Annotated in this window: 12 protein-coding genes; 9 read left to right on the forward strand and 3 right to left on the reverse strand. The window is 61.9% G+C overall.

The features are described 5' to 3' along the window. Positions 1 to 73: 73 nt before the first annotated feature. Positions 74 to 2,155: a carboxy terminal-processing peptidase gene (locus tag ACODS9_RS07570; RefSeq protein WP_031314804.1), complete on the reverse strand. Its 2,082-nt coding sequence runs from the start codon at positions 2,153 to 2,155 to the stop codon at positions 74 to 76. 144 nt (positions 2,156 to 2,299) lie between these two features. On the opposite strand from ACODS9_RS07570, the gene ACODS9_RS07575 reads away from it, so the two are divergent. Next, a complete protein-coding gene (locus tag ACODS9_RS07575; protein ID WP_401104429.1) occupies positions 2,300 to 3,262 on the forward strand; it encodes an NAD(P)H-quinone oxidoreductase in 963 nt (320 codons plus the stop codon). Between the two features lie 48 nt (positions 3,263 to 3,310). Here ACODS9_RS07575 and nadB read toward each other — a convergent pair whose 3' ends face one another. Next, positions 3,311 to 4,924, reverse strand: a complete 1,614-nt coding sequence (gene nadB, locus ACODS9_RS07580; RefSeq protein ID WP_046856844.1) for an L-aspartate oxidase — start codon at positions 4,922 to 4,924, stop codon at positions 3,311 to 3,313. Positions 4,925 to 5,360: 436 nt separating this feature from the next. Here nadB and rpoE point away from each other — a divergent pair, with 436 nt between their 5' ends. The 4 genes from rpoE to ACODS9_RS07600 all read left to right on the forward strand — a co-directional run bounded on the left by rpoE (position 5,361) and on the right by ACODS9_RS07600 (position 9,150). Next, positions 5,361 to 5,942, forward strand: coding sequence for an RNA polymerase sigma factor RpoE/AlgU (gene rpoE / locus ACODS9_RS07585; RefSeq protein WP_010220971.1), 582 nt, complete (start codon positions 5,361 to 5,363; stop codon positions 5,940 to 5,942). A 31-nt stretch (positions 5,943 to 5,973) separates the two neighbouring features. Next, the gene (locus ACODS9_RS07590; RefSeq protein ID WP_489093623.1) at positions 5,974 to 6,564 is read left to right on the forward strand and encodes a sigma-E factor negative regulatory protein; all 591 of its coding nucleotides are present in this window, start codon (positions 5,974 to 5,976) and stop codon (positions 6,562 to 6,564) included. A 12-nt stretch (positions 6,565 to 6,576) separates the two neighbouring features. Continuing rightward, positions 6,577 to 7,542 (forward strand): MucB/RseB C-terminal domain-containing protein, encoded by a 966-nt coding sequence (locus ACODS9_RS07595; protein WP_489093624.1) that lies wholly within the window; start codon positions 6,577 to 6,579, stop codon positions 7,540 to 7,542. A 201-nt stretch (positions 7,543 to 7,743) separates the two neighbouring features. Further along, positions 7,744 to 9,150, forward strand: a complete 1,407-nt coding sequence (locus tag ACODS9_RS07600) for a DegQ family serine endoprotease (RefSeq protein WP_401105003.1) — start codon at positions 7,744 to 7,746, stop codon at positions 9,148 to 9,150. Between the two features lie 108 nt (positions 9,151 to 9,258). On the opposite strand, the gene ACODS9_RS07605 is transcribed toward ACODS9_RS07600, so the two are convergent. Next, positions 9,259 to 10,563: an NHL repeat-containing protein gene (locus ACODS9_RS07605; RefSeq protein ID WP_489093625.1), complete on the reverse strand. Its 1,305-nt coding sequence runs from the start codon at positions 10,561 to 10,563 to the stop codon at positions 9,259 to 9,261. A gap of 184 nt (positions 10,564 to 10,747) precedes the next feature. On the opposite strand from ACODS9_RS07605, the gene lepA reads away from it, so the two are divergent. The 4 genes from lepA to era all read left to right on the forward strand — a co-directional run bounded on the left by lepA (position 10,748) and on the right by era (position 15,152). Continuing rightward, on the forward strand, positions 10,748 to 12,547 hold the full coding sequence (gene lepA / locus ACODS9_RS07610) for a translation elongation factor 4 (protein WP_038705563.1): 1,800 nt from the start codon (positions 10,748 to 10,750) through the stop codon (positions 12,545 to 12,547). 5 nt (positions 12,548 to 12,552) lie between these two features. After that, positions 12,553 to 13,407 (forward strand): signal peptidase I, encoded by an 855-nt coding sequence (gene lepB, locus ACODS9_RS07615; protein ID WP_401104413.1) that lies wholly within the window; start codon positions 12,553 to 12,555, stop codon positions 13,405 to 13,407. Between the two features lie 160 nt (positions 13,408 to 13,567). After that, positions 13,568 to 14,257, forward strand: a complete 690-nt coding sequence (gene rnc / locus ACODS9_RS07620; protein ID WP_489093626.1) for a ribonuclease III — start codon at positions 13,568 to 13,570, stop codon at positions 14,255 to 14,257. Beyond that, complete coding sequence (gene era / locus ACODS9_RS07625; protein ID WP_031315023.1) at positions 14,250 to 15,152, forward strand: GTPase Era; 903 nt, start codon at positions 14,250 to 14,252, stop codon at positions 15,150 to 15,152. Before rnc ends, era begins: the two co-directional genes overlap by 8 nt. Positions 15,153 to 15,240: the final 88 nt, after the last annotated feature.

Consider the following 15,240-nt stretch of genomic DNA (forward strand, 5'->3'; position numbering starts at 1 on the left):
GCACGTTCGGCCCTTCCATTTCACGACAGTCCAGTGACTGTTTGATGACAGCTCACATTATTTTGCCATCACTTCAGTGCTTGGCAACCGAGGTGCTGAGGCTCAGGTAGTCGAGCAGGATGCGACCGGTCTCGGACAGGTAGGCATCGTCCTCGGGCTTGGTGTCGTCCGGCTCGGCAGGCAGGGCGTCCTCGTCCTCTTTCTTGAGTTCCTTGAGCGGCTCTTCGCCCTTGGCCTTGCGCCGGATGTTCTCCAGCGCCAGTTGCTTGGCCTCGATCTCGTCGTGACGGGCGCGGCGTTGCTGCTCGTTGAGGCTGACGGTCTTCTCGTTCATCAGCTTCTGGGTCAGTGCCAGGCGGTCGCGGATGTAGACGAACTCGGCATCCTTGTCGCTGCGCGCTTCATGCTGCGCCTTGAGCTGGGTCAGGAACGGCTTGAACGGATCGGAGGCAGGCTTGACCACTGGACGGATGGTGTCCCACGGCATGGCTTCAGGCAGCGCGCTTTCGCCGATTTCCTTGGTGTCGATGATCGACGGGTAGGCGATGTCCGGCAGCACGCCCTGATGCTGGGTGCTCTGCCCGGAGACCCGGTAGAACTTGGCCAGCGTCAGCTTGAGTTCGCCATGGTTGAGCGGCTGGATGGTCTGCACGGTGCCTTTGCCGAAGGTCTGGCCACCGATGATCAGCGCACGGTGGTAGTCCTGCATGGCGCCGGCGAAAATCTCCGAGGCGGACGCCGACAGGCGGTTGACCAGCAGTGCCAGCGGGCCTTTGTAGAAGGCGCCGGGGTTCTCGTCCTCGAGCACGTCGACGCGTCCGTCGCTGTTGCGCACCAGCACGGTCGGGCCCTTCTCGATGAACAGGCTGGTCAGCTCGGTGGCCTCCTGCAGCGAGCCGCCACCGTTGTTGCGCAGGTCGATGACCACGCCGTCGACTTTCTCTTTCTGCAGCTCGGTGAGCAGCTTCTTCACGTCGCGGGTGGTGCTCTTGTAATCCGGATCACCAGCGCGGTAGGCCTTGAAGTCCAGATAGAAGGCCGGGATCTCGATGATGCCGAGCTTGTAGTCGCGGCCATCCTGCTTGAGCTTGAGCACCGACTTCTTCGCCGCCTGCTCCTCGAGCTTGACCGCTTCGCGGGTGATCGAGACGATCTTGCTGGTCTGGTCGTTCGGCGCGTTGCTGGCCGGGATGACCTCCAGGCGCACCACCGAGCCTTTCGGGCCGCGGATCAGCTTGACCACTTCGTCAAGACGCCAGCCGACCACGTCGACCATTTCCTTGTTGCCCTGGGCGACGCCGATGATCTTGTCGGCCGGTGCCACCTGCTTGGTCTTGGCGGCAGGGCCGGCCGGCACCAGGCGTACGATCTTGACCTGGTCGTTGTCGCTCTGCAGCACAGCGCCGATGCCTTCGAGCGACAGGCTCATGTTGATGTCGAAGTTCTCGGCGTTGTCCGGCGACAGGTAGTTGGTATGCGGGTCGTAGGACTGGGCGAAGGTGTTGATGTAGGCCTGGAAGATGTCTTCCGCGCGGGTCTGGTCCAGGCGCGCCAGCTGGTTCTTGTAGCGCTTGGTCAGGGTTTCCTGGATCTGCTTGGGATCCTTGCCGGCGATCTTCTGACGTAGCACTTCGTCCTTGACGCGCTTGCGCCACAGGTCGTCGAGCTCGGCCTGGTTCTTCATCCACGGAGCGTCCTTGCGGTCGACCAGCAGGTCTTCCTTCACCGTGAAGTCGATCTTGTCGGCACCCTTGGCCAGCTCCGCCAGGGCGAAGTCCAGGCGCGATTTCACGCGGTCAAGGTAGCGCTTGTAGATGGTGAAGCCCGGCTCGAGGTTGCCGCTTTTCAGGAAGTCGTCGAACTGGGTCTTCCATTTGTCGAATTCGGCGATATCGGCGGCAGTGAAGTAGCTGCGCGAAGGGTCGAGCAGCTTGATGTAGCTGTCATAGATGATGACCGAACGGGCGTCGTCCAGCGGCGGCTTGCTGTAGTGGTGGCGCTTGAGCAGCTCGACAATGTTGAGGCTGGCGACCACTTCGTCGCGGTCCGGCTGCAGGCTGTCCCACTTGTTGGCGGCGGCCGCATTGCCACCGAGCGTGAGGCTGCCCAGGCCGATCATGAGGGCGAGGGCGGTGCTGGGGAGGAAATGCTTCATGCTGATTCGACGTGGAGGCAATTGATCACGCATAGTAGGCCGTCTTATCCGTTCGCCGGTTCCATCGGAGCCGGACGCATACTGCAAAAAGCCTGGGACTTGGCGTGCCCAGGCTCGGTCATATGATTCAACTATGGAGGCACTGTGAAGGCATTGCAAGGCGTTGACGGACATGTGGCGTGGGTCGAGGCCGAGCGCCCGGCCTGCGATGCCGGGCAGGTACGTATCCGTGTGGCCGCCGCGGGCCTGAACCGCGCCGACCTGCTGCAGCGTGCGGGGCTGTACCCGCCGCCTCCTGGTGCCAGCCCTTATATGGGCCTGGAATGCGCCGGTGTCGTCGAGGAAGTCGGGGCTGGTGCCGATTGGCGTGTGGGTGACCGGGTCTGTGCATTGCTCGCCGGTGGCGGCATGGCCGAGGAGGTGGTGGTCGACGCCCGTCATGTGCTGCCGGTGCCCGAAGGGCTGAGCCTGCACGAGGCCGCTGCGATCCCCGAGGTGTATGCCACGGCCTGGCTGAACATCTTCCAGCTGGGGGCATTGAAGGCTGGCGAGAAGGTACTGGTGCATGCCGGAGCCAGTGGCGTGGGCTCGGCGGCCATCCAGCTGTGCAAGGCATTCGGCAACCCGGTGTGGGTCAGCGTCGGCTCGCCGGAGCGCCTGGCCTACTGTGAGTCGCTGGGGGCTGCAGGCGGCGTGGTGCGCAATGGCAACCTCGATGACCTCGAGCAGTTCGGTCCATTCGATGTGATCCTGGACCCGGTGGGCGCCAGCTATGCGCCGCTCAATCTCCAACTGCTGGCCCGTGACGGGCGTTGGGTGATCATTGGTCTGATGGGCGGGCGCAAGGTCGAGCTGGACTTGGCGTTGGTGCTGGGCAAGCGTCTGGAAATCACCGGCTCCACGCTGCGCAACCGTGATGACGGGTTCAAGGCCGAATTGTTGCGCGAATTGCGCCAGCAGGTTTGGCCGTTGTTCACCGAGGGACGACTGTCGCCACAGCTGGTCGATACCTATCCGGTCGAATTTGCCGAAGCTGCGTATGCGGAGCTGGCAAGCAACCAGGTTTCCGGGAAGCTGGTGCTGGTGATCGATCCAGCACTGGTTTGATGGCGGTTCGTGGGAGCGGGCTAGCGCGCTCCCACGCCTGTCCAGGCCTTACTCGTGGTTCGGTGGCACCAGGATCGTGTCCCTGGCCTCAGGCAGCATCCCCGGATAATCCAGGGTGTAATGCAGGCCACGGCTTTCCTTGCGTTGCATGGCCGAGCGGATCATCAGCTCGGCCACCTGCGCCAGGTTGCGCAGCTCGATCAGGTCACGGCTGACCTTGTAGTTGCTGTAGAACTCGTCGATTTCGTCCAGCAGCATGCGCACCCGGTGCTCGGCCCGTTGCAGGCGCTTGCTGGTGCGCACGATGCCGACATAGTCCCACATGAAGCGCCGCAGTTCGTCCCAGTTGTGCGCGATGATCACGTCCTCGTCCGAATCGGTGACCTGGCTGGCATCCCAGCAGGGCAGGGCGCGGGGCATGGCGACCTGGTCCAGGCGCGCCTCGATGTCGGCGGCGGCGGCGCGGCCGTAGACGAAGCATTCGAGCAGCGAGTTGCTGGCCATGCGGTTGGCGCCATGCAGGCCGGTGAAGCTGGTTTCGCCGATGGCGTACAGGCCGGGCACGTCGCTGTGGCCATGCTCGTCGATCATTACCCCGCCACAGGTGTAGTGGGCCGCAGGCACCACCGGGATCGGCTGGCGGGTGATATCGATGCCGAAGGTCAGGCAGCGCTCGTACACGGTGGGGAAATGGCTCTTGATGAAGTCGGCCGGCTTGTGGCTGATGTCCAGGTAGACGCAGTCGACCCCGAGGCGCTTCATTTCGTGGTCGATGGCACGGGCGACGATATCCCGTGGCGCCAGCTCTTCACGTGGGTCGAAGCGCGGCATGAAGCGCTCGCCGTTGGGCAGGCGCAGCAGCGCACCCTCGCCGCGCAGGGCCTCGGTGATCAGGAAGCTCTTGGCCTGCGGATGGTACAGGCAGGTCGGGTGGAACTGGTTGAACTCAAGGTTCGCCACCCGGCAGCCAGCGCGCCAGGCCATGGCGATGCCGTCGCCGCAAGCACCGTCGGGATTGCTGGTATAGAGGTAGACCTTGGCCGCGCCGCCGGTGGCCAGCACGGTGAAGCGAGCGCCGAAGGTGTCCACCTCACCGGTGTTGCGGTCCAGGACGTAGGCGCCCAGGCAGCGATCTCCGTCCAGGCCCAGGCGCCGCTCGGTGATCAGGTCGACGGCCACGCGTTGTTCCAGCAACTGGATGTTCGGCCGCTTGCGCGCCTGCTCCAGCAAGGTGGTGAAGATCGCGGCGCCGGTGGCGTCGGCGGCATGGATGATGCGCCGGTGGCTATGGCCGCCTTCGCGGGTCAGGTGGAACTCGAAACCGCCGTCGTCGACGCTGTAGTGCTCGTCGCGGGTAAAGGGCACGCCTTGCTCGATCAGCCACTGGATGGCTTCGCGGCTGTGCTCGACGGTGAAGCGCACGGCGTCTTCATGGCACAGGCCGCCACCGGCGTTGAGCGTGTCCTCGACATGCGACTGCACGGTATCGGTGTCATCGAGCACCGCGGCGACACCGCCCTGGGCCCAGAAGGTCGAGCCGTTGGCCAGGTCGCCCTTGCTCAGCACGGCAATGCGCAGGTGGCCGGGAAGGTTCAGTGCCAGGCTGAGACCGGCGGCACCGCTACCGATCACCAGGACATCATGTTGGAATTGTTGGCTCATGTCGGGACACTAGTAATCTTTGGAGGGGGCACGGCACAATAGTCGGGCGCCGATGGCATTGTGAAACTATCGTGAAACCGGGTCGGGGTGCCTTTATAGCAGCCCCGGGCGCCTGATTTCCAATGGCACTTGCGGGTGGGTGGCGATCTTTGTGGGAACTTTCCGATACCCCTGGAAATCCTATACAGGCTGCCCGTACGTCACAGATTGATGCGGCGACGCAAGGCGCCGGCCCTGTTCTGGGCTGGCACCTGCGTAACGAAAACTGATTATCGACGCAGCCGGCCGTGACCGCGTTGCGTCTTCCGTGCGAGCCGACCAAGGGCCGCAGGAAACTTGCTTGGAGGGGAGAACTTTTGCGAAAAGCCCGAGTCTATGGTTGCAAGCCTGAACGATGGCTGTTGCAACGCTCCTTCGAGATCACTGAGGAGTGTTCATGCTAACCCAGGAAGAGGATCAGCAGCTTGTCGAGCGCGTGCAGCGTGGCGACAGGCGAGCGTTCGATCTGTTGGTGCTGAAGTATCAGCACAAGATTCTCGGGTTGATCGTGCGTTTCGTACACGACACCCATGAAGCGCAGGACGTGGCGCAGGAAGCCTTCATCAAGGCATACCGTGCGCTTGGGAATTTTCGCGGTGACAGTGCGTTCTATACCTGGCTGTACCGCATCGCCATCAACACGGCGAAGAACTACCTGGTATCCCGTGGAAGACGGCCACCAGACAGCGATGTGAGCTCCGAGGATGCGGAGTTTTACGACGGCGATCATGGTCTCAAGGATCTCGAGTCCCCAGAGCGCGCGTTGTTGCGGGATGAAATCGAAGGCACCGTCCATCGAACCATCCAGCAACTGCCGGAAGATTTGCGTACGGCGCTGACCCTGCGCGAGTTCGATGGACTGAGTTACGAAGACATTGCCAGTGTCATGCAATGTCCGGTGGGTACCGTGCGCTCTCGAATTTTCCGCGCTCGGGAGGCCATAGACAAAGCCCTGCAACCTTTGTTGCAGGAAACCTGAGACAGCGGCGACAGCCAAGAGAGGAACCGCCATGAGTCGTGAAGCTTTGCAGGAATCGCTGTCCGCGGTGATGGATAACGAAGCGGACGAACTGGAACTGCGTCGCGTGCTGAACGCCGTCGACGATGCCGAAACCCGTGCCACCTGGTCGCGTTACCAGGTCGCCCGTGCAGCCATGCACAAGGAACTGCTGATGCCCAAGCTGGACATCGCCTCGGCGGTTTCCGCGGCGCTGGCCGACGAGGCCGTGCCGGCCAAGGTCAAGCAGGGCCCGTGGCGCAGCATCGGCCGCCTGGCCGTGGCCGCTTCGGTGACCGTTGCCGTGCTCGCCGGCGTGCGTTTCTACAACCAGGACGAGATCAGCGGCGCCCAGTTGGCCGCCCAGCAGCCAGCCCAGCAAGGCCTGAGCATGCCGCAGGTGCAAGGCCCGGCCGTATTGGCAGGCTATAGTGAAGGCAACGAGCAACCGACCGGGCCTATGGCCAACGGCGTGCTGCAGAACCAGGCCGGCTGGGATCAACGCCTGCCAGGCTACCTGCGCCAGCACGCCCAGGAGTCCGCGCTGAAGGGCAACGAAACCGCGCTGCCTTACGCCCGCGCCGCCAGCCTGGAAAACCGCTAAGTAAGGAGGATCATGCGCGCGCTACCTCTCCTGTCGCTGCTGCTTGGCAGCAGCCTGACGGTGCAGGCCCTGGCCGCCAATTCCTCGCCCGAGGCGAGCGAGTGGCTGAACAAACTGGCAAGGGCCGAGCAACAGCAGAGTTACCAGGGTTCCTTCGTCTACGAACGTAACGGCAGCTTCTCATCCCACGATATCTGGCATCGCGTCCAGGATGGCAAGGTCAGCGAGCGCCTGTTGCAGCTCGACGGCTCGGCCCAGGAAATCGTGCGGGTCGACGGCAAGGTGCAGTGCGTCAGTGGCAACCTGGTCAGTAGTGTGAGCGCCCCGCCGGACAATGCCGCGCGGGTGCTCGATCCTCTGAAACTGATGAGCTGGTATGACCTGAGCGTGGCAGGCAAGTCACGCGTTGCCGGGCGCGACGCCGTGGTTGTCTCGCTCACCCCCCGTGACCAGCATCGCTATGCTTTCGAACTGCATCTGGATCGCCGTACCGGCCTGCCCTTGCGCTCGTTGATGCTCAACGACAAGGGCCAGTTGCTTGAGCGCTTCCAGATGACCCGCCTCGACACCGACGACGTGCCGACCGACGCCGACCTCAGCGCCGGCGCTGCCTGCCGTCCGGTCGAGCAGGTTGCCTCCGGCACCTCCGAAAGCGTTGCCGGGTGGCGCTCCGACTGGCTGCCGCCGGGTTTCGAGCTGGTCAACAGCTCGGTACGACGCGACCCCGAGCGCAAGAGTACCGTCAGCAGCCTGATGTATGACGATGGCCTGGCCCGTTTTTCGGTGTTCCTCGAGCCGATCGGCAACGAGTCCGGTATCGATACCCGTGCCCAGCTCGGCCCCACCGTCGCAGTGTCGCGGCGTCTGACCACGCCCAAGGGCAAGGTGATGGTCACGGTGGTCGGCGAGATTCCGCTGGGCACTGCCGAGCGTGTCGCCTTGTCGATGCGGGCCCAGGATGCCCAGGCGCGTCAATGACGGCACAGTGCCCTGACAGCTCTTGTTACATAGAGCTGACATGAAATTAAGGCATTGTCATTTGCAATCCTGCCGCAAATTTTCTATAGGTCAGGCTTCTCGGAGTCTGGCCTTTCCTGCGTCTGCGGGAACCTTACTGCTAACTACGCTCGTTGTGACGGGAGCCGTATGTCAATACCACGCTTGAAAACCTACCTATCGATGTTCGCTGCCGTGCTGATGCTCGGCCAGGTGCTCAGCGCCCAGGCCGAGGAGTCCCTGCCGGACTTCACCACCCTGGTCGAGCAGGCCTCGCCGGCGGTGGTCAACATCAGTACCAAGCAGAAGCTGCCGGATCGCCGCGTGGCCGCCGGGCAGATGCCGGACCTGGAAGGCCTGCCGCCGATGTTCCGTGAGTTCTTCGAACGCAACATGCCGCAGCAGCCGCGTTCGCCGCGCGGTGATCGCCAGCGTGAGGCGCAGTCGCTGGGGTCGGGCTTCATCATTTCCAACGACGGCTACGTGCTGACCAACAATCACGTGGTAGCCGACGCCGACGAGATCATCGTCCGCCTGTCCGACCGCAGCGAGCTGCAGGCCAAGCTGGTAGGCACCGACCCACGCACCGACGTGGCCTTGCTCAAGGTCGACGGCAAGAACCTGCCGACTGTCAAACTGGGTGATTCGGAAAAGCTCAAGGTCGGTGAATGGGTGTTGGCCATCGGTTCGCCATTCGGCTTCGACCACTCGGTGACCAAGGGTATCGTCAGCGCCAAGGGCCGCACGCTGCCCAACGATACCTACGTGCCGTTCATCCAGACCGACGTGGCCATCAACCCGGGCAACTCCGGTGGCCCGTTGTTCAACATGAAGGGCGAAGTGGTGGGCATCAACTCGCAGATCTTCACCCGTTCCGGCGGCTTCATGGGCCTGTCGTTCGCCATCCCGATCGACGTGGCGATCGATGTGTCGAACCAGCTGAAGAAAGACGGCAAGGTCAGCCGCGGCTGGCTGGGCGTGGTGATCCAGGAGGTCAACAAGGACCTGGCCGAGTCGTTCGGCCTGGACAAGCCGGCCGGCGCCCTGGTGGCCCAGGTCCTGGAAAACGGCCCGGCGGCCAAGGGCGGCCTGCAGGTGGGCGACGTGATCCTGAGCATGAATGGCCAGCCGATCATCATGTCCGCCGACCTGCCGCACCTGGTGGGCAGCCTGAAGGATGGCGAGAAAGCCAAGCTCGAGATCATCCGCAATGGCAAGCGCCAGAACCTGGATGTCACCATCGGTGCATTGCCCGAGGATGACGCCGACATCGGCATGGGCGGCGGTGCCGATGGCAGTGCCGAACGCAGCAGCAACCGCCTGGGCGTCTCTGTCGCCGACCTGAGCGCCGAGCAGAAAAAGTCGCTCGAACTCAAGGGCGGGGTGGTCATCAAGGAAGTCCAGGATGGTCCGGCGGCCATGATCGGCCTGCGCCCGGGCGATGTGATCAGCCACCTGAACAACCAGGCCATTGCCTCGGCCAAGCAGTTCACCGAAATTGCCAAGGAACTGCCGAAGAACCGTTCGGTGTCCATGCGCGTGCTGCGCCAGGGGCGTGCCAGCTTCATCACCTTCAAGCTGGCTGAATAAGCTGGATGAACGGTAGGAAAAGGGCAGCTTCGGCTGCCCTTTTTCATCAAATTTTCATAAGGCCCTCGGGCGCAAGCTTGCACTTTATGGGTTGTGGATCGATTCCGATTAGATTAGCTGATTTGTCGAATTCTTTAAAAGACGAATCACTCGGCCAGTGTATCCATCGATACCGCTAGTGTTGGCTGCAAGCAGTATCTTGGAGTTTTCCTCGAATGAAATCATCTTTTGGGTTGCATACCTGATTTCATTCGGAGGGGTCGCAAGAGGATCAGCCTTCCCAGTGCTGTCATAACGCTGCAAGTGCAAGTCTCTATACAAACCGGTACCAAAAACGATAGCTCCGCCGTCCTGCTCGATCAAACCTGCCCTCCATTCGACTCCGCCATCATCGCGTTTTGTAATCTGCGGTTTACCGGCGTTGAACTTATCGTCTGCTTTCCCTTCTTCCGTGAGTTGCCAGGCCCAGCCATCGGGTACGACGGTCAGCCCGTTTCGGCGACTGCCAACTACCAATATCTCCCCGGAGGAGCGAACGCATAGCTGCTGTGCTCTCGTATTGCACACATCCTCGCGTTTGTATCCATCTTTGATCTGGAAGGTGAGGGTGCCGTTCTTGCCAAATGTGGTGTCCAGCGTTCCGTCAGTCCGGTAGCGTGCGATGAAGCCGCTTTCCGTGGCTTCGGTATTGGTTATGTAGCCGCAGATCAGCAGTGCCCCTTTGCTGATGGTCAGTCCGGTAAGAGTGACTTTGCCGTCTGGATGGGTGATTTCGATAAAGTGCGATGTACCGAACCCAGGGTCGCCTTCGAAATTTTGACGGTAGAGACGGGGTGGAGTTTCTAGGTGTTCAAAGTTTGCAGTTGCAACAAGGTAGTCTTCGTGTATGAGTAGATTTGATTGGCCGCTCTGTAACTGAGGAGTCGTTTCAGGTTCTTCTCTCCATTCTGACGGCTCTACTTGCAAGCTCGAGTTGGGTGGTTGGGGAAGGTAGCGCTGGTATGGATCTGCGTTTGCATCCTCGTTAAATTTGGCGATGAGCAATCTTTTCGGGGAGTCTCTTCGCTCACTGCTCCAGCCAAGCATCCAGATTAACGAGCGGTCTTTACCATCTGTGGCAATTGATACACAGCCAGAATCACTGCTGGCTTTGAATAGCCCGAATACGACGCCGTCGTCCCCGGGTTTTCCGAATGTCGTGTCAATGCTTCCGTTGTCGTGAAAGCGAGTGACCGCGTAGTAATGGGTAAGCGATAAGTCTTCCTGTGTCTTTTCTGTCGCGGCTGCTGCCAGTAACTTATGACCGTGGCGAACGAGATCAATTACATATCGGTCAGTAGAGTTGTCATACATCGGGAGATCTGCTATCCCGCTCCCGTTGAATTCATCGTCGAGCATATAGTGCGTTGCCATTGCCGTTATCTCGCAAGTGTGGGAGCTTCGAAGCTATGTCTCCTTTCCTCCTTCGCGATACTGGCAAAAATATCAGGTCACACCCAGGCAACGAGCGGGCATGGCGATGGCCCGTCGCTTGAGGTACAATTCCCGGCTATTTTTCGGCGGGCGTCCGGCTCGCAGCCTTTTCGAGTGTTGACCCGTGAGTGATTTGAGTCATATCCGCAATTTCTCCATCATCGCCCACATCGACCATGGCAAGTCGACGCTGGCCGACCGTTTCATCCAGATGTGCGGTGGCCTGTCGGCGCGCGAAATGGAAGCCCAGGTCCTCGACTCCATGGACCTTGAGCGCGAACGCGGTATCACCATCAAGGCCCACAGCGTCACGCTGCACTACAAGGCACAGGATGGTAAAACCTACCAACTGAACTTCATCGACACCCCCGGCCACGTCGACTTCACCTATGAAGTCTCGCGCTCGCTGGCGGCGTGCGAGGGCGCGCTGCTGGTGGTCGATGCCGGCCAGGGCGTCGAGGCGCAGTCGGTGGCCAACTGCTACACCGCCATCGAGCAGGGCCTGGAAGTCATGCCCGTGCTGAACAAGATGGACCTGCCCCAGGCTGACCCGGACCGCGTCAAGGACGAGATCGAGAAGATCATCGGTATTGACGCCACCGACGCCGTGGCTTGCAGCGCCAAGAGCGGCATGGGCGTCGACGAGGTGCTCGAGCGCCTGGTGCACACCATCCCCGCGCCGACCGGTGAGATCGACGCCCCGCTGCAGGCACTGATCATCGACTCCTGGTTCGACAACTACCTGGGCGTGGTCTCGCTGGTGCGTGTGCGCCAGGGCCGCGTCAAGAAAGGCGACAAGATCCTGGTCAAGTCCACCGGCAAGGTGCACCTGGTCGACAGCGTCGGCGTGTTCACCCCGAAACACACCCAGACCGCCGATCTGAAAGCCGGTGAAGTGGGCTTCATCATCGCCAGCATCAAGGACATTCACGGCGCGCCGGTGGGCGATACCCTGACCCTGTCCAGCACCCCGGAAGTCGAAATGCTGGCGGGCTTCAAGAAGATCCAGCCGCAGGTTTACGCGGGCCTGTTCCCGGTCAGCTCCGACGATTTCGAGGACTTCCGCGACGCACTGCAGAAGCTGACCCTGAACGACTCGTCGCTGCAATACATGCCGGAAAGCTCCGATGCCCTGGGCTTCGGCTTCCGTTGCGGCTTCCTCGGCATGCTGCACATGGAGATCATCCAGGAGCGCCTGGAGCGCGAATACGACCTGGACCTGATCACCACCGCGCCAAGCGTGATCTACGAGCTCGAGCTCAAGACCGGCGAGACCATCGTCGTCGACAACCCATCGAAGCTGCCGGACGTCTCGTCCGTCACCGACTTCCGCGAGCCGATCGTCACCGCGACCATCCTGGTTCCGCAGGAGCACCTGGGTAACGTCATCACCCTGTGCATCGAGAAGCGGGGCGTGCAGCGCGACATGCAGTTCCTCGGCAGCCAGGTGCAGGTGCGCTACGACATGCCGATGAACGAAGTGGTCCTGGACTTCTTCGACCGGCTCAAGTCCACCAGCCGCGGCTACGCGTCGCTGGACTACCATTTCGACCGCTACCAGTCGGCCAACCTGGTCAAGCTGGACGTGCTGATCAACGGCGACAAGGTCGATGCCCTGGCCCTGATCGTGCACCGCGACAACGCCGCCTACAAAGGCCGTGCGTTGACCGAAAAGATGAAGGAACTGATCCCTCGGCAGATGTTCGACGTGGCGATCCAGGCAGCTATCGGCGGCCAGATCATTGCGCGGACAACCGTCAAGGCGCTCAGAAAGAACGTACTGGCTAAGTGCTACGGTGGTGACGTCAGCCGTAAGAAGAAGCTGCTGGAGAAGCAGAAGGCCGGTAAGAAACGCATGAAGCAGGTGGGTAACGTGGAGATTCCACAGGAAGCCTTCCTCGCTGTGCTCAGGTTGGATAGCTAGGTCCTATGTCGCTAAATTTCCCGCTGTTGCTCGTCATCGCCGTTGCCGTCTGCGGTCTGTTGGGTCTGATCGACCTGCTGTTCCTGGCCCCGCGCCGGCGGGCGGCGATCGCCAACTACCAGGGCAGCGTCAGCCAGCCCGAAATGGCCGTGGTCGAACGCCTGAACAAGGAGCCGTTGCTGGTTGAGTACGGCAAGTCGTTCTTCCCGGTGCTGTTCATCGTGCTGGTGCTGCGCTCGTTCCTGGTCGAGCCGTTCCAGATCCCGTCGGGGTCGATGAAGCCGACGCTGGAAGTGGGCGACTTCATCCTGGTGAACAAGTTCTCCTACGGCATTCGCCTGCCGGTGGTCGACAAGAAGGTCATCGAGGTGGGTGATCCGCAGCGCGGGGATGTGATGGTGTTCCGCTACCCGAGCGACCCCAACGTCAACTACATCAAGCGTGTGGTTGGCCTGCCGGGCGACGTGATCCGCTACACCGCCGACAAGCGCCTGTTCGTCAATGGCCAGGCGATTGCCGAGCAACTGGTCGGCAGCGAGCCGGGCACCCTGGGCAGCGCCGAGCTGTACAAGGAGAAGCTCGGTGAAGCCGAGCACCTGATCCGCAAGGAAATGACCCGCTATCGCATGCCGCCGGACCAGCAATGGACCGTGCCGGCCGGTCACTACTTCATGATGGGTGACAACCGCGACAACTCCAACGACAGCCGTTTCTGGGATGATCCGAACATTCCCAAGGAACTGCACGGCATGGTTCCGGACCGGAACATCGTCGGCAAGGCCTTCGCGGTCTGGATGAGCTGGCCAGAGCCGAAACTCAGCCACTTCCCGAACCTGTCGCGGGTCGGGCTGATCCATTGAGTAACGACGGCGCTGTCCACGGACGGCGCCGATTGCATTTCTGACATAGGCTGTGTTCTCAGGGAACGAGGCTTTCGCCGTTGCCGGCGTCTGACCACAGTCAAACCGTCTTTCAGGATGTTGATTTGAACAACGCGTTGAACATTGCCGGGGTGGCCCCATGAGTGGTTCCCTTGCACGCCTGGAGCGCAAGCTCGGCTACACCTTCAAGAACCAGGACCAGATGCTGCTGGCCCTGACCCATCGCAGCTACGCCGGGCGCAATAACGAGCGCCTGGAGTTCCTTGGCGATGCCATCCTCAACTTCGTGGTCGGCGAGGCACTGTTCGAGCGCTTCCCGCAGGCGCGTGAAGGCCAGTTGTCGCGTCTTCGCGCCCGCCTGGTCAAGGGCGAGACCCTTGCGCGGCTGGCCCGCGGCTTCGACCTGGGCGAATACCTGCGCCTGGGCTCGGGTGAGTTGAAAAGCGGTGGTTTCCGTCGCGAGTCGATTCTTGCCGACGCCCTCGAGGCCCTGATCGGTGCGATCTACCAGGACGCCGACATGCAGACCGCGCGCGAGCGAATCCTCGCCTGGCTGACCGACGAGTTCGATGGCCTGACCCTGGTCGACACCAACAAGGACCCCAAGACGCGCCTGCAGGAGTTCCTGCAGTCGCGTGCCTGCGAGTTGCCACGTTACGAAGTGGTGAATATCCAGGGCGAACCGCACTGCCGGACCTTCTTCGTTGAATGCGAAGTGGTCCTGCTGAACAAGAAAAGCCGCGGCCAGGGCGTGAGCCGGCGTATCGCCGAGCAGGTCGCCGCCGCCGCCGCATTGATCGCCCTGGGCGTGGAGAATGGCAATGACTGAGAATACTTCGACCCGTTGCGGCTATGTGGCCATCGTCGGTCGCCCCAACGTGGGCAAGTCCACGCTGCTCAACCATATCCTCGGCCAGAAGCTGGCGATCACCTCGCGCAAGCCGCAGACCACCCGCCACAACATGCTCGGCATCAAGACCGAGGGTGACGTGCAGGCGATCTACGTCGACACCCCCGGCATGCACAAGGCCAACGACAAGGCGCTGAACCGCTACATGAACCGCAACGCCTCGGCGGCCCTGAAGGACGTCGACGTGGTGATCTTCGTGGTCGACCGCACCAAGTGGACCGACGAAGACCAGTTGGTGCTGGAGCGCGTGCAGTACGTGACCGGCCCGCTGATCATCGCGGTCAACAAAACCGACCGGATGGAAGAGAAGGCCGAACTGATTCCGCACCTGCAGTGGCTGCAAGAGCAACTGCCGAACGCCGAGGTGATGCCGATTTCCGCGCAGCAGGGGCACAACCTCGAAGCGCTGGAAGCACAGATCGCCAAGCACCTGCCCGAGAACGATCACTTCTTCCCGGAAGACCAGATCACCGACCGTAGCAGCCGCTTCCTCGCCGCCGAGCTGGTGCGCGAGAAGATCATGCGTCAGCTCGGTGCCGAGCTGCCGTACCAGATCACCGTGGAGATCGAGGAGTTCAAGCAGCAGGGCCATGTGCTGCACATCCATGCGCTGATCCTGGTTGAACGTGACGGCCAGAAGAAGATCATCATTGGCGACAAGGGCGAGCGTATCAAGCGCATCGGCTCCGAGGCGCGCAAGGACATGGAAGTGCTGTTCGACTCCAAGGTCATGCTCAACCTTTGGGTCAAGGTCAAAGGCGGCTGGTCCGATGACGAGCGCGCCCTGCGCTCGCTGGGATACGGCGACCTGTAATACGCCGACCGGGCCCGTGCCTCTTGTGGGAGCGGCGGGGGGGGGGGGGGGGGGGGGGGGGGGGGGGGGGGGGGGGGGGGGGGGGGGG

The sequence above is a fragment of the Pseudomonas sp. FG36 genome (assembly GCF_057809275.1).